The organism is Gardnerella sp. KA01000 (genome assembly GCF_049244035.1).
GTDB classification, from domain to species: domain Bacteria; phylum Actinomycetota; class Actinomycetes; order Actinomycetales; family Bifidobacteriaceae; genus Bifidobacterium; species Bifidobacterium leopoldii.
In genome coordinates, this window is sequence record NZ_CP058367.1 from 637,666 (window position 1) to 656,984 (window position 19,319).

Sequence of the window (19,319 nt, forward strand, 5' to 3'; positions counted from 1 at the left end):
TAGTAACGCAAGACCCCGATAGAAAAGGACAATTATGGCTGAAAATACCATCTCCATCACCGTAAACGAGGAACGCAAGGAGGTGGATGCAAGCTTCACTGGCGCCCAACTTTTCGCGGAAGATAAGAATATTATTGCCGTGCGTTTAAATGGCGAGTTGCGTGATTTGTACACGCCTCTTCATGACGGCGATACCGTGGAATCAGTAGCACTTGATAGTGAAGATGGCATCGCAATCATGCGTCATTCCGCTACTCACGTGATGGCTCAAGCTGTTCAAGAAATTCGACCAGACGCAAAGTTGGGCGTAGGTCCTGTAATTAAAGACGGCTTCTACTATGATTTCGATGTTGATACTCCATTTACGCCAGACGATTTGAAGCAAATCGAAAAGCATATGCAGCGCATTATTAAAGAGTCTCAAAGCTTCCGTCGTCGCGTTGTAACTGAAGATGAAGCGCGCGCTGAAGAAGCAAATCAACCTTATAAGTTGGAGTTGATTGGGGATAAGGAAGCTGCTCTTGATCCGGCTGCTGCTGGCGAAATTAGCAAGCATGAGCTTAGCATGTACGACAATTTGGATCGCGAAGGCAATAAAGTTTGGAGCGATTTGTGCCGTGGACCTCATTTGCCAAACACTCGCTATATTAAGGCTTTTAAGCTTGAGCGTGTTGCTGCAGCTTACTGGCGTGGCTCGGAGCATAATCCTATGCTTCAGCGCATTTACGGAACTGCTTGGCCTAGTAAGGAAGAGCTTAAAGCTTATACAACTCGCATGGAAGAAGCTGCTAAGCGCGATCATCGTAAGCTTGGCCAAGAAATGGATTTGTTCTCATTCCCAGATGAGATTGGTCCAGGCTTAGCAGTGTTCCATCCAAAAGGTGCTGCAATTATTAACGCAATGGAAGATTATTCCCGCGAACAGCATCGCAAGCATCACTACAGCTTCGTACAAACTCCGCACATTACTAAGGGCGGCTTGTATGAGACTTCCGGCCACTTGCAGTGGTACAAGGATGGCATGTATCCTCCAATGAAGCTTGACGAAGAGCGCGACGAAAACGGTAACGTAACTCGCCAAGGTGCTGACTACTACTTGAAGCCAATGAACTGCCCAATGCATAACTTGATCTTCAAGTCTCGCCAGCGTTCTTATCGCGAGCTTCCTTTGCGCTTGTTTGAGTTTGGTACTGTGTATCGCTACGAAAAGTCTGGCGTTGTGCATGGGTTAACTCGTGTTCGTGGCTTGACTCAGGATGATTCGCATATTTACTGCACTCGCGAGCAAATGCGTGATGAGTTGAAGAGCTTGCTTAACTTTGTGCTTGGTCTTCTTAAAGACTTCGGTTTGAACGATTTCTACTTGGAGCTTTCCACTAAGGATGAGCACAAGTTCGTTGGTTCCGACGAGATTTGGGAAGAAGCAACTAATACTTTGGCAGAGGTTGCTAAAGAGTCTGGTTTGGAACTCGTGGACGATCCAGGTGGAGCTGCATTCTACGGCCCGAAGATTTCCGTGCAAGCTCGCGATGCAATCGGCCGCACTTGGCAGGTTTCTACTATTCAGCTCGACTTCAACTTGCCTGAGCGCTTTAAGTTGGAGTACATTGCGGCTGACGGTAGCCACCAGCGTCCTGTGATGATTCACCGCGCACTCTTTGGCTCTATTGAGCGTTTCTTCGCTATTTTGCTTGAGCACTATGCAGGCGCATTCCCAGCATGGTTGGCTCCAGTCCAGGTGACTGGCGTTCCTGTTGCAGATGAGTTCGCTCCACACTTGCAAAAGTTGATTAGCGATTTGGAAGAGAATATGGTTCGTTGCGAAATGGACAACTCTGACGATCGCTTCGGCAAGAAGATTCGTAACGCTTCTAAGTCTAAAGTGCCTTTCACTTTGATTGCTGGCGAAGAGGATGTGAACAACAATGCTGTGAGCTTCCGCTTCCGCGATGGCAGCCAATTGAATGGCGTTCCTGTTTCGCAAGCTAAAGAGTGGATTTTGTCCATCATTAAGCAGCGCGTTCAGGTCAATACTGCAGAAGATTTTGAGCGCTACACTAAGTAGCATAAGCTATTTAAGTTATGTAACTTAAATAACGTTACTTAAGCAGCACAGTTTCGCTTGAAAATTAAATTGCAATAAATAAACGAAATAAGCAAAAGCCCACACTTCTTAAAGTTGTGTGGGCTTTTGTGTGTATTACAGCCGATTGACTAATATGGGATTGTTTATTGAACCCAAGTTTTATTTGCTTGATTACGCTAGGAAGGTTGCATTCAATGTTGGAATCATTACGCAGTGGGTTTAAGCGCACTATTTCTCCAATTGCAAAATTGCTAGTCCGATTAGGCATAAGTGCTAACTGTGTAACAATTGTCGGCACAATAGCTGTAGTTATTATTGCTTTTGTTACTGCTTTTACTAAACAGTTTGTTGTTGGCACTATATTTTTAACTATTTTTGTGCTTGCAGACAGTTTAGATGGTTCTGTTGCTGCTTTGACAACAGGCGGCACAAAATTTGGTGCATTTCTTGACTCAACTCTCGATCGTATTGCAGACTGGTCATTGTTTTCCTCGGTATGCATTTGTTTGTATAACTCTCATGAAAAAGATATGTGCACTTGGATTTCAACTTTGAATGGCAATGCAATAAAGTATGTAGGATTATTAAGCTGTTTGGTTGCTCTTATGGCAGCTTTCGTAACTTCATACACTCGCGCTCGCGGTCAGTCAATAAATGTAGATCCTAAAAAAGGTTTAATAACTCGTGCAGATAGAGTTGCTGTGATTCTTGTTGCTATGGGGCTTGTTGGTCTTACAAATCAACTTTTTTGGTTGAGTTTTGCTATGATTCTGCTTGCTATTGGCGGTATTATTACAGTTTTCCAGCGTATTTTTGAAGTAAAGCATGGGCTTGATATAAAAGATAAATAAAATTTGTCGCGAAAGCGCAATAAAATCGTTTCGTTTGGTTAACTGTACGTTTTAGGAGTATCATGTCAGGTCATTCCAAGTGGGCGACTACAAAGCACAAGAAGGCCGCTATCGACGCAAAGCGTGGCAAGCTTTTTGCCAAGCTTATTAAGAACATTGAAATTGCTGCACGTTTGGGTGGTGGCGATCCTGATGGTAACCCTACGCTGTACGATGCCATCGTTAAAGCCAAGAAGGCTTCCATGCCTGCTGACAACATCAAGCGCGCTGTAAAGCGTGGTTCTGGTGAAGAAGCTGGCGGCGCAAACTATGAAGAAATCGTTTACGAAGGTTACGCTCCTGCAGGTGTTGGATTGATTATTGAATGCCTTACTGATAACCGTAATCGTGCTGCTGCTGATGTGCGTTCAACTCTTACTAAGGGCAACGGTTCTTTGGCGACAAGCGGTTCCGTGAGCTTCAACTTCGAACGTAAAGGTTTGATTGAGGTTCCATCCGAAGGCGTTGACTACGATAAGCTTTTCGAAGTTGCAGCTGAAGCTGGAGCTGAAGATGTTGCTGATGATGGTGATGTTTATTCTGTTTACACCAATTCCAGTGATTTGGTAACTGTGCGTAAGGCTTTGCAGGAAGCTGGTTTCGACTATGATTCTGCAGATATCATTATGCATCCAAACAATGAGGTTGAATTAAGCTTCGAAGATGCTCAAAAAGTTTCTCGCTTAATCGATAATCTCGATGACTTGGACGATGTTCAGAATATTTACAGCAACTGGACCGCTTCAGATGAGGTTATGGCTCAGCTTGAGGAAGATGAATAGTCTCCTATGATGATTTTGGGCGTTGACCCCGGGCTTACTCGCTGCGGGGTCGGCGTGATTGAAGCCGGCGTCTCGCGTCGGCTTTCTTTTATTCACGTCGATGTGTTGAGGTCTGAGCCTGATCTTTCGCAAGATTTGCGACTTTTAAAGATTTATAACGGATTAGTTGAAAAAATTGAGCGTTTTTCGCCTGATACTGTGTCTATTGAACGTGTTTTTGCGCAAGAAAATCGAAATACTGTTCTTGGCACTGCACAGGTTGCTGGTATCGCAATGCTTGCTGCAGCACAGCGCAATATTCCTGTTGCTTTACACACTCCTACTGAAGTTAAACTTGCTGTAGCTGGAAACGGAAAAGCTCAAAAACCTCAAGTAGAGCGCATGGTAGCGCGATTACTTGGTCTTAATGTTTTGCCTACTCCTGCTGATGCTGCCGACGCTTTAGCTCAAGCTATTTGTCATGCTCTTCGTCCTTCTGGTGCTTTGCAAGGTGGCGAGCGCGAGCAGCATCTAACTGCTGCACAGAAACAATGGGCTTTAGCTCAAGCTCAGGCGCGTAAATCTTCTTCTGTCGTTCGAGACATGTAGGATATTAATAGAACAGATGTTCTATTATAATTGTATTTGACTTTATGTGCTTTAAGTTATGAGTTTTTGTTAAGTAGGAGTGAGCTTATGATTGGAATGCTTGTTGGGCAAGTTGCGTCAATTGATGCTCGTTCTGCGCTTATTGTTGTTTCTGGAGTTGGCTACGAGACTTATATGCCTTCTCAAGATTTGTCTTCTTTGCATGAAGGGCAGGAAGTTCGCGTTTATACGTCGCTTCAAGTTTCGCAAGATGCTTTAACTCTTTATGGTTTTACAACTCAAGCTGCTAAACGAATGTTTTTGCAAGTGCAAAAAGTTAGTGGAATTGGTCCTAAAGTTGCTCTTTCTATGCTTTCAACTTTGAATGTTGATCGTCTTTTACAAGCTATTTCTGAGGGAGATGTAACTTCTCTTTCTTCTGCGCCTGGTTTAGGGAAAAAGGGTGCGCAGAAGATTATTTTGGAATTGAAGGGTTCTCTTGATCCTTCAATACTGGCAGATAGTTCTAATGATTCTACTCAATCTAATAAGCAGATTGTTGATTCTAGCGTGCAATGCGTCATAGAGGGTCTTGTTTCATTGGGTTGGAGACAAGTTGACGCTCAAAGAGCAGTTGAGCAAGTCTGTGCAGAGAATAATATTTCAACTCCTATATCTGATGCAGATTTGCCTAATGTCTTACGAATGGCATTAGCTTCACTTGATAGAGGTAGGTAATCATGTTTGTAAAGAATCTAGTATTGGGGGAGTTGAAGTGAGTGAAAAGTATGCTTCTGCGCTAAATACTGGTGTTGCTGAAGAATCCTTACGCATGGTTTCTTCAACTCCTTTAGGAAATGAGCAACTCAGTGATGAGGAGCTTCGTCCTCACGCATTAGAAGGTTTTATTGGCCAACCAGTTTTAAAAGCGCAATTGCAACTGTTTTTAGATGCTGCTAAAAAGCGTGATGTTGCGCCTGACCATATGTTATTGGCAGGCCCTCCTGGATTGGGAAAAACTACATTAGCAATGATTGTTGCTAATGAATTGCAAGTTCCTATTCGAATTACTTCAGGTCCTGCTATCCAGCATGCTGGAGATTTAGCTTCTATACTAAGCGCGCTTGATGCAGGTGAAGTGTTGTTTATTGACGAAATTCATCGTTTGCCTCGTGCTGCAGAAGAGTTGCTTTATATTGCTATGGAAGATTTTCGCGTTGACGTTATGGTGGGTAAAGGTCCTGGCGCCTCATCAATACCGTTAACTCTTCCTCGTTTTACTGTAGTGGGAGCTACCACTAGGGAAGGAATGTTGCCTTCTCCATTGCGTGCTCGTTTTGGTTTTACTGCTCATCTTGATTTTTATCCTCACGAAGAGCTTGAAAAACTTATTGAACGATCTGCTAAAGTCTTAGGGATTCGTCTTGTTGATCAAGCTGCTAAAGAGCTATCATTGCGCTCTCGTGGCACTCCTCGTATAGCGAATCGTTTGTTGAGGCGTGTCAGAGATTGGGCTATTGTGCATGATTTGTCAGAAGTAAATCATGAAGCTGTTGTTGAAGCGTTAGCTTTATACCAGATTGATACGCAAGGTCTTGATCGACTTGATATTGCAGTTTTGAAGGCTATGGTTTGTCAGTTTAACGGTGGACCGGTTGGTCTTAATAATTTAGCTGCAATGGTTGGTGAAGAAGCTGAAACTGTTGAAACAGTATGTGAACCATATTTAGTGCGTGAAGGATTCTTAATTCGCACTCCTAAAGGTCGTGTTGCAACTAGTAAAGCTTGGAAACATTTGGGCTTTAAAGAGCCTAGTAATGTCAGTGAGCTAGCTTAAAATAATTAACTTGGACGGCATTTCGACCGTCTTAGGGTTGGATACTTAAGGAGTTTACTTTGCCTCAATTTTTCCAGCAGTATGGCATGCTTATTATTCTCGTTGTAGCAATGGTTTGCATGATGATGTTCCAGACTCGCAATGCTAAGAAGCGTCAAGCTGAAATGCGTTCCTTCCATGAATCTTTGGAGCCAGGCACTGAAATTATTACAATTGGCGGCATTATCGGCAAGATTGTAAGCGTAGATACGCAGTATGAAGAGATTGTCATCGATTCAGAAGGTAGCTTGATGCGAGTATCTTTCCGCGCTGTAAACAGATTGTATGTGCGTCCAGCGTTTATTAGCGATGAAGAGGCAGAAGCTGCACAAGCAGAAGAAGCTAAGCAGGATGATGCAAATAAGTCTGTAAACGAAGATAACAAGCCAGTATCAGAATCTGCAGAATCTGAAAAGTAATAACTTTTATTTCATAAATTTATAATTTAATACTTAAGTCGTGATGTGTGAGTCAGCGCATGTCTCACACATCATGCGAATATGTGACATTCTTTCCATATTCCGATAACAAGTCTTGTGAAGAAAAGAACGTTAGAATTATGACAGCAACGGATATTACAGTGAAAACGTTGAAAACAGTAAGTAACGATGACGCCGCTTATCTTGCTTCTTTGATTCGTACCGTTCCAGGATTCCCTAATCCTAGTATTATATTTCGTGATTTTCTTCCTATATTTTCAAATGCTCGCTCTTCGCGAATTCTTATTGATTCTTTGATTGATGCATTGCCTGTACCGGCTGATTCAATTGATTTGATTGCTGGGCTTGAAGCTCGAGGTTTTCTTTTTGGACCATTGTTGGCATCTCGGTTAGGCAAAGGTTTTCTTGCTATTCGTAAAGCTGGTAAGCTACCTCCTCCAGTTATTACTGAGTCGTACATGCTTGAGTATGGTCAGGCAAGTATTGAAATTGAAAACGACGCTATTAAGCCAGGTCAACGTGTGCTTATTGTTGACGATCTTATTGCAACTGGAGGCACTGCAAAAGCTGCTGCAAATATTGTCAAGCGCGCTCAAGGAATAGTTGCAGGTTTTAGTTTTGTTATTGAACTTACAGGTATTAGTGGAATGAGTGAGTTATGCGATTATCCTTGCAGTAGTTTAATTACTATGCCAGCTTAAAAGTTTATTATTATCGCTTATTATTAAAGTAATATCCTATTTAAAGCAATATATTGGTTTTGCACCTAAAAGAATTGAAAGGAAAAGGCATGGTTGAGAAACTTAAGTCATTCTTAATAAACATGTCTAAAGGTGTAATAACTCCTATTATTGTTATTTTTATTTTTTCTCTTACAATAGGTCTTTTCCTATCTCTCACACTTCTTGTGGTTTCTATCGAAGAGGGAGCAGGCAATCTTTCTGAATCTGCAATGTCTATGACTTGGGCTGTGTTTATGTTTGCTCAAGGCGTAGGTATTACTTTTGGCAATTGCATTCTTACGATTATTCCTTTAGGTCTTACTTTTCTACTTATTGCAACACTTGTATGTTTAATTCGCCGTATTCGAGGTGGAGATATAGCATATTTTACTGGGCTTGTAGTCTGGGCTGTTATTAATGCGATACTTTCTCAAAATACGCATGTTACTTTACTGGATTCTACTTTTATTGTTGCTTGTAAATCTTCTTGTATTTATTTAATTTCTTTGCTTATAGCGGTTTTTCCAAGCAGCTCATTGTTTATGTCGTTAAAGCAGCGCTACAAGCAAATGTGCCCTGAGTATATTCAAAAAAATATTCGTATTACTAAGCGTACAGCAGTAATTTTATTTGGTTTATACGCTTTTATTGCGTTAATAACTGTTGTAGTTTGGGCTTGCACAAATTTTGGCTATGTTAATTCATATTTCAATAAATTAGGCATGCAAAATGGTTCTCGTATTCTTACAACTATTGCTTGCTTAGTTTGGCTGCCGAATATTGCTATTTGGGCATTATCTTGGATTTGTGGATCTGGATTTAATATTGGATCTGTTGCACACTTTACTTTAGCAGTTTCTCAGCGTAAATCTTTGCCTCCTATTCCGGTTTTTGGAATATTTCCTGATGCTATTGTTGATGTTATGCATCGCACTGTTTTTTACTCCATAGTTCCAATTTTCTGCTTTATTGTAATGCTTATAACTTTATTGCATAAAAGCGGCTGTGGCTTGCGTTTAAAAAATATTATTGACAAAACCGAGCGTGAGTCTTTTATGTTGAATGCTGTAGAAGCTGCAACTGATAGTGTAGGTGTATCCGCTTTAATTACAATTATGTGGACTGTTGTTTTCTCAATAGCAAATGGTTCATTGGGTGAATGTCGACTTTCTTATATTGGAGTTGACATTATTGAAAGTACTAGGGCTGTTGGTCATCTTACTCTATACGCTTCTGCTGTAGCATGGGTTATTTCGATTTTTAGTATCCTACTTATTTGTGGCGCGCGATATTGCTTTAATCTTATTGCTGCTAGTAAGTCGAATAAACCTGTAAAATCTGCAGAATTAATCGAAAATAAGACTAGTAATAAAAAGAATCAACCTTTGCCTTTGAAAAAAGCTGCTCCTAGGACGGTTTCATCGAAGGCTAAAAGAAAATAATTCCTCACTACTATTTTGGGAAGGAAGGCCGCCGTGCAACAGACACAGAGCAAAGAATCAAACGCAAATGTGCTGATAACCACAGGTGAAAAGCAAATTCGTAGAGTTCTTGTTTCAGTTTTTCATAAAGAGGGACTTGAAATATTAGCTGAAGCATTTAGAAAGGCTGATACTGAAGTAGTTTCAACCGGCTCTACTGCTGCTAAATTGGCTGAACTTGGCGTTCATGTTACTGAAGTTTCTGACGTTACTGGTTTCCCAGAAAGTCTTGATGGAAGAGTGAAGACTTTAGATCCGCATATTCACGCTGGAATTCTTGCAGATATGAGTAATGCTGATCATGTAAAGCAACTTGAAAAGCTAAACATAAAGCCGTTTGATGCTGTAGTAGTTAATTTGTATCCATTCGTAGACACTGTAATGAGCGGTGCTGATAGTGACGCAATTATTGAGAAAATTGATATTGGTGGACCTTCTATGATTCGTGCTGCAGCAAAGAATCATAAGTCTGTTGCCGTTATTACAGATCCTGCAGATTACCAGCTTTTAGCTAATAGAATCGTTTCAGGTGAAGGCTTTAATTTGCAAGAGCGCGAATATTTGGCTGGTAAAGCATTTGCTCATACAGCAGCTTACGATGCTTCTATATCTGAGTGGACAAGTAAAGCATGGCAGAAGCCTGAAAGTTTGAACACAAATGATGAAGAAGATAATCAAAATGCTGAAGCTGTGAAGCTTCCTGCAAACTACACGCGCACTTGGAGTTTAGAGCATACGCTTCGATATGGTGAGAATCCCCATCAGCAAGCAGGATTGTATTTAGATCCTTTGCATAAGGGTGGTTTGGCTCAGGCTGAGCTTCTTGGCGGAAAACCTATGAGCTACAACAATTATGTGGATGCGGATGCTGCTTGGCGTGCAGTTTGGGATTTTGCTCCACAAATTGCGGTTGCTGTTTGCAAGCATAATAATCCTTGCGGCTTGGCAATAGGCGCGACTGCAGTAGAAGCGCACAAAAAAGCTCACGCTTGCGATCCTGTAAGTGCTTACGGTGGTGTGATTGCTGCAAACACTACTGTGACTTTGGAAATGGCAGAAAGTGTGCGCCCAATTTTCACAGAGGTTATTGTGGCTCCAGACTATGAGCCTGAAGCTTTGGAATTGCTTCGCACTAAGAAAAAGAATCTTCGCATTTTGAAGGTTGCAACTCCGCCAGTCTTAGATTTGCAAGTTCATCCTATTGACGGTGGTGCTTTAGTTCAGTCTGCAGATAAGATTGATGCTTTTGGTGATAATCCTGAAAACTGGACGCTTGTTTCTGGAGATCCTGCTGATGCTGACACTTTGCGTGATTTGCAATTTGCCTGGCGTTCGCTTCGTTGTGTAAAGTCTAACGCAATTCTACTTGCGCATGATAATGCTACTGTTGGCATTGGTATGGGGCAGGTTAATCGCGTGGATTCGTGCCATTTGGCTGTTGAACGTGCGAATACTTTGGCTGATGGTGCTGAACGTGCTCGCGGAGCTGTTGCGGCTTCGGATGCTTTCTTCCCATTTGCTGACGGTCCGCAAATTTTGATTGAAGCGGGCGTTCGCGCAATCGTGCAGCCTGGTGGCTCTATTCGCGACGAAGAAGTGTTCGAAGCTGCGCGCAAAGCTGGTGTAACGATGTACACTACCGGTACTCGTCACTTCTTCCACTAAAATTGCTTTAGCTAAGATTCATAGACAAATAAATTAATCAATATTATGGATGCAGCGCTTGTGTACTTCAAGCGCTGCATCTTTGTGTTAGTGCCTAAAACAACTCATGTTTTCTTATCGCGGAGCAGGTATGATACAAGTATGACAGATAGTGAGCATCAGACTAGAAGTGCTAAAACGGAGCATCCGTACGTGTCGGAAAAACGTGAGGGTAAGCCTTATGCTGAATGGATTGTAGCAATTATTATTGCACTTTGCGCATTATTGGCATTTATAGGATATATAAAAGCCGCCACAGTTGTTATTTCTGTGACGGCTGTACTTCTAGGAGTTATGCGCTTAATTATGCGTCAGCGTAGCCCTTGGAAAGTTCGCTCAGTTGGCTTTGATTCTTTCATAAGTATTACGCTCGGCATAGGTTTGCTTATAACATACGCTTCAATTATATTTTTGCTATAACTTTATTTTTAAAGATTGTTCGCAACGTTATTGTCAGATACGTTTTGAACGTACTCATAGCTCATATCTGGCGCTGCAGGAGCATCTGCTTTTGTGTCTGCAAAATTTTGTATTGGTGCAGGATTTGTTTCATTTGATACAGCAAGTTTTTGTGCTGAGTTTGAAAGAAGCTTTGTTAATAGCAAAACTAGGCTAACAAGCGCTGCAGCAAAAATTGGAGCAATCCAGAATACCCACAATTGACTTAGTGGTTTAACTTCCAAATCATGAGAGTTTGCGAATAATGCGATGCCGGTAGAACGCGCAGGATTCAAACCAGCTCCTGTAATTTGATACGTAATGAAAGCGCCAGCTGCGTATGCAATACCGATGTGTGTTGCATAACCGCATTTAGTATTACCTTCATGGTCTGTGCTGCGCAATGCAGTGGCAACAATCAAAATAACAGCAATAACTTCAACTAATAACGCAGATACTATTCCGAAAGACAAGTTTATTTCTTTTAGTTGACGTGCAGAAAGAGATGCCTTTTCGAATCCGTTTACTATTGAAACAAACCAATACTTTTTGTCAAAACCTGAGCCTTGACCAACTTGTGACGGATCAATGCTTGAATCCTGCTGAGGAATAATAAGAATAAACAATCCTGCAGCTGCAATAGCACCAAGAACTTGGGCAACAATGTAGCATAATCCTGCAGTGTATGAAGTGCGTCCAGTAAGCATCGAAGCAACTGTTACTGCAGGGTTAAGGTGGCCTCCAGAAACTTTAGATGCAATATATGTCGCTGCAGCATAAGCGATACCAGTGCCGGCGGCAATCATTAAAACGTTGATTCCGTACATTACGGTAGTAAGAGAATAAAAAGTGTAAACAACGAACATCGCTAAAGCTGTAGCAATAAATTCAGTACCAATACGAACAATAAGTGGCGCAGCAGTTTTAGTTGTGCTGCACGGTGTATCTGTAGTTTTAATCATAACTTTCCTTAATTTTAGTTGTGCCGCTTTGTTAATGATTGCAACACAATGAAACCTAGGCTATACTATCACGGCTATGCCATACGGTAACATAGGAAAATGTGGTGTTTTTTGATTTATTGCAAATTTAATAAATTGCCACAGAAATTAGTAAGTTAATGAGTAATGAATTGCTTATATTGCGTATTCTTAAGTAAATTCTGGCGCAAGTATGTATGTAATTCTTTAGGTCACGTTGGGAGAACGATGCCAAACGCATATTCCCGCGCCAATCAGGCGCATTCAGATGACAACAACGCCATTCGACTGCAGAAGCTGCTTGCTGAAGCGGGATTTGGTTCAAGACGCAAGTGTGAAGAGATTATTCTTGACGGGCGTGTTGAAGTAGACGACGAATTGGTTACAACACTTGGTACTCGAGTAGATCCAAAACGTCAAAAAGTGCGCGTTGATGGATCTCGCGTAAAGTTCAACACAAAGCTAGTAACGCTCGCATTGCATAAGCCTAAGCGAGTTCTTAGCGCAATGGACGATCCAAAAGGTCGCTTTACTTTAAGAGATATTGTTGGAGACAAGTACGAGCGAATTTTCCACATGGGACGCTTGGATTACGATTCTGAAGGTCTTATTTTAATGACCAACGATGGCGAGCTAAGCCAGCACGTAATGCACCCAAAGTATGAGGTTGAGAAAACTTATATTGCAACTGTTGAAGGCAAAATCAACGGTATGGTTTGCCGCCGCTTGGTTTCGCAAGGCGTAAATCTTGAAGATGGTTGGATTAAGCTCGACCGTTGCGCAATAATCGATCAGAATCACGACACAACCATGGTAAAAGTTGTGTTGCATTCTGGCAAAAATCGTATTGTTCGCAGGATTTTTGGAGCCGTAGGATACCCTGTAAAGCGTCTTGTTCGTACGCAAATTGGCCCTATTAAATTGGGTGACTTAAAAGCTGGATCGTATCGCGTGCTTTCTCAAACAGAAGTGCGCTCGCTTTCTAAGGAGGTTGGCCTGTGATTTGTGTAGCAATTGATGGACCAGCAGGAGTAGGTAAGTCTTCTACTTCTCGTGCTTTAGCGCAATACTATGGTTTTGCGTATTTAGATACGGGTGCAATGTATAGAGCTGCTGCTTGGTGGTGCTTGAAACAAGGTATTGATTTAAGCACGCAACTTGAATTGGATGAAGAAGGAAATCCTGTAAATCCAGCGGATGCTGAACGTTTTAATCAAATTATTGAAGCTGTTGGAGCCTTATTTACTGAAAGTGACGCTGACTTTAGTGTTGATCCTAAGAATCCTGTAGTGACTGTTGAAGGTGAGGATATTAGCGAAGAATTGCGTTCCAGCGAAGTTTCTTCGCATGTGTCTACTGTATCTTCGATTCCTGCAGTTCGCCGTATGCTTATTGCTGCTCAGCGTGCGTATATTGCTTCAGAGTCAGATGAAGATTCTTTCTCTAAAGGTGAGGGAATAGTTGCAGAAGGACGCGATATTACTACTGTTGTTGCTCCTAATGCTCAAGTTCGAGTGCTTCTTACTGCACGCGAAGAAGTGCGTCAAGCTCGCAGAAACAAGCAGAATATTGCGCAAGAAAATTTGCAAAATAATGAATCTAAAAATAATGAATCTGAAGAAGACGATATTCGCGCTCGTGATGCTAAAGATGCTAAAGTTACGCATTTTCTTCAAGCAGCAGACGGTGTTACAACGCTCGATAATTCTGATTTGACTTTTGAGCAGACTCTCGATGCTCTTGTTGAAATGGTTGACGCTGCAATTGAGCAGGATGAGTATGACCGTTATGCTGCTAATCTTGAAGGCTACGATCTTGACGATGAAGATCGTGCGCTTCTTCGAGGCGACGAAGTAAGTCAAGACGATGCAAAAGACTCTAAAGCTGTTGGAGTAATCGCCATTATAGGTCGACCAAACGTTGGAAAATCAACGCTGGTAAATCGTATTTTGGGTCATCGTGTAGCTGTTGTAGAAGATACTCCAGGTGTTACGAGAGATCGCGTAAGCTACGACGCTGAGTGGGCTGGGACCAACTTCAAGCTTGTTGACACTGGCGGCTGGGAAGCAGATGTTGAAGGTATTGATTCTTCTATTGCTCAACAAGCGCAAGTAGCAGTGCGTTTAAGCGATGCTGTGATTTTCCTAGTAGATGGTCAAGTTGGTTTAACAGCTACAGACGAGCGTATTGTTTCAATGCTTCGCGCTGCAGGTAAGCCTATTACTCTGGCAGTTAACAAAGTTGACGACGCTAGAAGCGAGTATTTGACTGCAGAGTTTTGGAAGCTCGGAATGGGTGAGCCTTACGGAATTTCTGCAATGCACGGCAGAGGCGTTGGAGATTTGCTTGATGCAGCGCTCAATTCTTTGAAGAAAGCGAATAAAACTTCAGGATTCTTAACTCCAGAAGGACTTCGCAGAGTTGCTTTAGTAGGTCGTCCAAACGTTGGTAAGTCTTCGCTTTTGAATCATTTAGCTCATGAAGAGCGATCTGTTGTAAACGATTTGGCTGGAACTACTCGTGACCCTGTTGATGAGGTTGTGCGAGTTGACGGCGAGGATTGGCTGTTTATTGACACTGCTGGTATTAAGCGCAGGCAGCACAAGCTTACGGGTGCTGAATACTATTCTTCACTTCGTACGCAAGCTGCGATTGAACGCTCGGAACTTGCTTTGATTCTTTTCGATTCTTCCCAGCCGATTGCAGAGCAGGATTTGAAAGTTATGAGCCAGGCTGTAGACGCGGGTCGAGCAATCGTACTTGTGTTTAACAAATGGGACTTGATGGACGAATTTTCCAGACAGCGCATGGAACGCTTATGGAAAACTGAGTTTGAGCGCGTAACTTGGGCTGAGCGCGTAAATCTTTCCGCAAAAACAGGATGGCATACGAATCGTCTTGCGCGCGCTATGCGAACAGCTTTAGACAGCTGGGATAAGCGCATTCCTACAGGCAAGCTTAATGCTTTCTTAGGTCGTATTCAGTCTGCTCATCCGCATCCTTTGCGAGGCGGAAAGCAAGCGAGAATCTTGTTTGCTACGCAAGCTTCTACGCGCCCACCGCGTTTTGTAATATTCACAACTGGCTTCTTAGAGCACGGATACCGTCGCTTTATTGAGCGTTCTCTTCGAGAAGAGTTTGGATTCGAGGGAACTCCTATTCAAATCTCTGTAAAAGTACGAGATAAGAAGAAGCGCAAGTAAAGCGCAAATAAAGCGTGATTAAATCAAAGTAAGTTAGGGTTAAGTAAAGTAGGAGCGTATATGGCTGGTTTGGGCGAGTTAGCTTTCGATTTGCATCATGCTAGCGAAGATGAGATTTTTCAAGCATTTGTTGATTGGGTTAAAGATAACAAACATGTAGATTTGTGGCCGCATCAAGAAGAATCCGTTATGGATTTGCTTGCAGGAGACCACGTTATTTTAAACACTCCAACAGGTTCTGGAAAGTCGCTTGTCGCGCTCGGTATGCATTTCGCGGCGCTCGCCACCGGCAGACGCTCCTACTATACTGCGCCAATTAAAGCTCTTGTATCCGAAAAATTCTTCGATTTAGTAGCTATTTTTGGACGTGACAACGTTGGTATGATTACAGGCGACTCGCATATTAATGCAGATGCTCCAATAATCTGCTGCACGGCGGAAATCTTAGCAAATCAAGCTCTGCGTGAAGGCGCAAACGCTGAAGTCGATTGCGTTGCAATGGACGAATTTCACTACTATGGAGATCCAGAGCGCGGATGGGCTTGGCAAGTTCCGCTACTTACACTTCCAAATACGCAATTCTTACTTATGAGCGCAACTCTTGGAGACGTAACGGATATTGCGGAACGCTTAGAAAAATCAACAAAAAGAAACGTCGATATTATTGCAGACGCTCCAAGACCAATCCCGCTCGAATACGAGTACACAGATAAGCCGCTTGCAACAACTGTAGAACTCTTATTTAACAAGGGTTTAACGCCAATTTACGTAGTTCATTTTTCGCAAGACGCAGCTCTTGAAACAGCGCAAGCGCTCGCAAGTACTGGAGTTTCAAGCAAAGAGCAGCGAGACAAAATTGCTCAAGCCATTAAAGGTACTAAATTCACTACAGGTTTCGGCAAAATTTTGCAAAGGCTACTGCGCACTGGTGTAGGCGTACATCATGCTGGCATGCTTCCGCGCTACCGTAGGCTTGTCGAACAGCTCGCTCAGCTTGGACTTCTACCAGTTATTTGCGGCACAGACACTCTCGGCGTTGGCATTAATGTGCCAATTCACTCGGTTGTGCTTACAGCTCTTACAAAATTTGATGGGAATCGTAGTAGAAAGCTTCGCGCTCGCGAGTTTCACCAAATTGCAGGACGTGCAGGCAGAATGGGATTCGATACTGAGGGCTTAGTAGTTGCAGAGGCTCCAGAGTTCGAGATTGAGAATGCGCGCGCTGTTGCAAAAGCTGGAAATGATCCTAAAAAGCTTAAAAAAGTTAAGCGTAAGAAAGCTCCAGAAGGCTTTGTTGTTTGGGGCGAGCCGACATTTACTAAGCTTATTGAAAGCGCTCCCGAAACTTTGAATCCTCACATGGTTGTAACGCATTCAATGATTTTGAACGAAGTTACGCAAGGTGGGGATGCTAGAGCGCGCGTTGAAAAACTTATTGAAGATAGTGCACAAAGGCCACAAGATAAAGAAAAATTGCTTGAGCGTTGTGATGATATTTTCCAGACTTTGCTCGATACTCAAGTCATTGAATGTAGAGAGCGCGTTGACGGTTCTTGCGATTATGATCTTGATGTTGCTATGCCAGACGGTTTTGCGCTAGATCAGCCGCTTTCTCCATTCTTACTCGCAGCTTTGGAACTTCTAGACCCAGAATCTCCAAGCTATGCGCTTGACGTAATTTCCATGGTTGAAGCAACTCTGGATGATCCTAAGCCTGTTCTTCGTGCTCAAGAGCGCAAAGCACGCGATGCTGCAATGGCTGGTATGAAGGACGATGGCATTGACTATGAGGAGCGCATGGAACGCTTAGCTGAAGTTAGCTATCCTAAGCCTCTTGAAGACTTACTAGCTCCTGCTTTTGCGCAATATCGCAAGGATGTGCCGTGGGCGAACGACTACTGGATTAAGCCTAAATCTGTGCTTCGAGACATGGTTGAAACAGCATCTGATTTTACTGGATACATTTCTCGTTATGGCATTGCTAGAAGTGAGGGAACGCTTCTTCGTTACCTTTCGGACGCTTACCGTTCTCTTGCGCGCACTGTGCCTGAAGATATGCTTAACGAAGAATTGCGTGATATTATTTCGTGGCTTCGTCTTGTTGTGCGCTCTATTGATTCAAGTCTTGTTGACGAGTGGGAGAGTGCTGGAGGATCGGATGCTGAAGCTAGCGCTGTAACTACGGCTGCGCCTTCAACTTCTGAGTCTGTAGTTGAGGATCGTCGTGGACTTATTGTGTTGATTAGAAACGCAATGTTTCGTCGCGTGCAGCTTATGGATTTGGAAGATGCGGATACTTTAGGAGAGCTTGACAAAGCTTGGGGTTACGGCGTTCACGAGTGGAATGATGTGCTTGACGACTATTACGATGAGCACGAGTATGTTGGAATAGATGCTAAGGCTCGAAGTGGCGACTTGTTTATTTTGGATGATTCGCTTGAGAAAAGTGAACATTCGTGGAAAGTTCGGCAGATTATTGACGATTCAGACGGGGATCATAATTGGGCTATTACTGGCGTTGTCGATTTAGATACAACTCAAGACGAAGGTGAAGTTGTGTTCTTTGATTACCAAGTTTCGCATGTGTGATTTTTAAAATGTGCTAACGGAATGCAAAACACAGAATGCAAAATGCAATCGAACGTTTGTTCTATATGTAGTGTAAGCTGGTATTTATGGAGCAGGATTTATTTGCAGCAAGTAGCGCGCCGAGTGATGTGACTCGTCCGTTGGCAGTGCGTATGCGCCCGAGCAGTATTGAAGACGTGCTAGGGCAGTCGCATGCTCTAAAAGAAGGTTCTCCTTTGCGTAGGCTTGCAAATCCGCAATCTAAAGGTTCTCTTACTGCTCCAAGTTCTGTTGTGTTGTTTGGTCCTCCGGGAGTTGGCAAAACTACGCTCGCTTATATTGTTGCTCGTCAGTCTGGTCGCGTGTTTGAAGAACTTTCTGCTGTAACTTCTGGAGTTAAAGACGTTCGTGCGGTACTTGATCGCGCGCATGAGCGTTTAGTTAGTAATGGTCAAGAAACAGTTTTATTTATTGACGAAGTTCACCGTTTTTCTAAATCTCAGCAGGATGCTTTGCTTCCAAGCGTTGAAAATCGCGACGTAACTTTTATTGGAGCTACTACCGAAAACCCAAGCTTTTCAATTATTAAGCCGCTACTTAGTAGATCAGTAGTTGTTAAACTTGAGTCACTTAGCGTTGAAGATTTGCATACTCTTATAGAACGTGCGCTAACTAGCGAAAATGGTCTTAATAATCAGCTTAAAATCGACGATGACGCAATAGATTCTATTATTCGCTTAAGCGGGGGAGACGCTCGCAAAACTCTCACTATTTTAGAGGCGGCTGCAGGAGCAGTAACAGGAGATGTTGCGTTACAGCATGGCAAAAAGAAGCCTGTAATTACTGCTGATATTGTTTCTAACGTAATGGATACTACTACAGTTCGTTACGACAAAGACGGCGACGATCATTATGATGTGATTTCTGCTTTTATTAAGTCGATGCGCGGAAGTGATGTTGACGCTTCTTTGCATTATTTAGCGCGAATGCTTCGAGCTGGTGAAGACCCGCGTTTTATTGCAAGGCGAATTATGATTGCTGCTGCCGAAGAAGTTGGTATGGCAGCTCCGCAAATTTTGCAAGTAACTGTTGCAGCAGCTCAAGCAGTTGCTTTAATCGGCATGCCAGAAGCGCGTATTATTCTTTCGGAAGCTGTGATTGCTGTAGCAACCGCTCCTAAATCAAACGCAAGCTACAATGCTATTAATCAGGCTTTGCAAGATGTTGATGCTGGAAATATTGGTCAAGTTCCTCTTCATTTGCGTAACGCTCCAACTGCTTTGATGAAAAGTTGGGGAAACCATGACGGGTACAAGTATGCTCACGATTATCCGGGTGCTGTAGCATCCCAACAGTACATGCCAGATGAGCTAGTTGGTTGCGAATACTATCAGCCGTCGAATCGCGGCTACGAGCACGAGATTTCGCAACGTTTATCTCAAATCCGTGCCATTCTTCATGAATCTAACAAATAAATAAGTGCTGTGTTTGTTATTGCATCTTTGTGTTTATCAGACAGTGTAACTAGAATCGTGTGTAGATATTTCACTTAAGAGGGATTTGCTGTGTTAAAAACTCGGTA

At 42.7% G+C, this 19,319-nt stretch carries 16 protein-coding genes; 15 read left to right on the forward strand and 1 reads right to left on the reverse strand.

What is annotated here, in order from left to right; translation table 11 throughout:
- Positions 1 to 34: 34 nt before the first annotated feature.
- From thrS to HXT58_RS02390, 11 genes are all read left to right on the forward strand, one after another.
- Positions 35 to 2,065: a threonine--tRNA ligase gene (gene thrS / locus HXT58_RS02340; protein ID WP_004574318.1), complete on the forward strand. Its 2,031-nt coding sequence runs from the start codon at positions 35 to 37 to the stop codon at positions 2,063 to 2,065.
- 215 nt (positions 2,066 to 2,280) lie between these two features.
- Complete coding sequence (locus HXT58_RS02345; protein ID WP_004106542.1) at positions 2,281 to 2,937, forward strand: CDP-alcohol phosphatidyltransferase family protein; 657 nt, start codon at positions 2,281 to 2,283, stop codon at positions 2,935 to 2,937.
- A 62-nt stretch (positions 2,938 to 2,999) separates the two neighbouring features.
- Positions 3,000 to 3,758, forward strand: a complete 759-nt coding sequence (locus HXT58_RS02350; RefSeq protein ID WP_004106544.1) for a YebC/PmpR family DNA-binding transcriptional regulator — start codon at positions 3,000 to 3,002, stop codon at positions 3,756 to 3,758.
- Between the two features lie 6 nt (positions 3,759 to 3,764).
- The gene (ruvC, locus tag HXT58_RS02355; protein ID WP_004106546.1) at positions 3,765 to 4,346 is read left to right on the forward strand and encodes a crossover junction endodeoxyribonuclease RuvC; all 582 of its coding nucleotides are present in this window, start codon (positions 3,765 to 3,767) and stop codon (positions 4,344 to 4,346) included.
- 87 nt (positions 4,347 to 4,433) lie between these two features.
- Positions 4,434 to 5,063, forward strand: a complete 630-nt coding sequence (gene ruvA / locus HXT58_RS02360) for a Holliday junction branch migration protein RuvA (RefSeq protein WP_064340661.1) — start codon at positions 4,434 to 4,436, stop codon at positions 5,061 to 5,063.
- 94 nt (positions 5,064 to 5,157) lie between these two features.
- Positions 5,158 to 6,162 carry a Holliday junction branch migration DNA helicase RuvB gene (gene ruvB / locus HXT58_RS02365; RefSeq protein ID WP_217428681.1) on the forward strand — a complete coding sequence of 335 codons (1,005 nt, stop codon included), beginning with the start codon at positions 5,158 to 5,160 and terminating at the stop codon, positions 6,160 to 6,162.
- Positions 6,163 to 6,221: 59 nt separating this feature from the next.
- Entirely contained in the window at positions 6,222 to 6,620 is a 399-nt protein-coding gene (yajC, locus tag HXT58_RS02370; protein ID WP_004574313.1) for a preprotein translocase subunit YajC, read from the forward strand.
- 140 nt (positions 6,621 to 6,760) lie between these two features.
- Positions 6,761 to 7,342, forward strand: a complete 582-nt coding sequence (locus tag HXT58_RS02375) for an adenine phosphoribosyltransferase (RefSeq protein WP_004574311.1) — start codon at positions 6,761 to 6,763, stop codon at positions 7,340 to 7,342.
- Positions 7,343 to 7,431: 89 nt separating this feature from the next.
- The gene (locus tag HXT58_RS02380; RefSeq protein ID WP_410297057.1) at positions 7,432 to 8,805 is read left to right on the forward strand and encodes a DUF6350 family protein; all 1,374 of its coding nucleotides are present in this window, start codon (positions 7,432 to 7,434) and stop codon (positions 8,803 to 8,805) included.
- A gap of 33 nt (positions 8,806 to 8,838) precedes the next feature.
- Positions 8,839 to 10,509, forward strand: a complete 1,671-nt coding sequence (gene purH, locus HXT58_RS02385; protein ID WP_410299659.1) for a bifunctional phosphoribosylaminoimidazolecarboxamide formyltransferase/IMP cyclohydrolase — start codon at positions 8,839 to 8,841, stop codon at positions 10,507 to 10,509.
- A gap of 141 nt (positions 10,510 to 10,650) precedes the next feature.
- Positions 10,651 to 10,968, forward strand: a complete 318-nt coding sequence (locus HXT58_RS02390) for a DUF3017 domain-containing protein (protein ID WP_410299658.1) — start codon at positions 10,651 to 10,653, stop codon at positions 10,966 to 10,968.
- Between the two features lie 8 nt (positions 10,969 to 10,976).
- Here HXT58_RS02390 and HXT58_RS02395 read toward each other — a convergent pair whose 3' ends face one another.
- Positions 10,977 to 11,948: an MIP/aquaporin family protein gene (locus HXT58_RS02395; RefSeq protein WP_004106561.1), complete on the reverse strand. Its 972-nt coding sequence runs from the start codon at positions 11,946 to 11,948 to the stop codon at positions 10,977 to 10,979.
- Between the two features lie 246 nt (positions 11,949 to 12,194).
- Between HXT58_RS02395 and HXT58_RS02400 the strand changes: the two genes are divergently transcribed.
- The 4 genes from HXT58_RS02400 to HXT58_RS02415 all read left to right on the forward strand — a co-directional run bounded on the left by HXT58_RS02400 (position 12,195) and on the right by HXT58_RS02415 (position 19,212).
- Positions 12,195 to 12,968 (forward strand): pseudouridine synthase, encoded by a 774-nt coding sequence (locus HXT58_RS02400; RefSeq protein WP_004106562.1) that lies wholly within the window; start codon positions 12,195 to 12,197, stop codon positions 12,966 to 12,968.
- Entirely contained in the window at positions 12,965 to 15,169 is a 2,205-nt protein-coding gene (gene der, locus HXT58_RS02405) for a bifunctional cytidylate kinase/GTPase Der (protein WP_101886053.1), read from the forward strand. The genes HXT58_RS02400 and der overlap by 4 nt, the downstream gene beginning before the upstream one ends.
- Before the next feature lie 60 nt (positions 15,170 to 15,229).
- The gene (locus HXT58_RS02410; RefSeq protein WP_174163884.1) at positions 15,230 to 17,758 is read left to right on the forward strand and encodes a DUF3516 domain-containing protein; all 2,529 of its coding nucleotides are present in this window, start codon (positions 15,230 to 15,232) and stop codon (positions 17,756 to 17,758) included.
- Positions 17,759 to 17,844: 86 nt separating this feature from the next.
- A complete protein-coding gene (locus tag HXT58_RS02415) occupies positions 17,845 to 19,212 on the forward strand; it encodes a replication-associated recombination protein A (protein ID WP_064340532.1) in 1,368 nt (455 codons plus the stop codon).
- Positions 19,213 to 19,319: the final 107 nt, after the last annotated feature.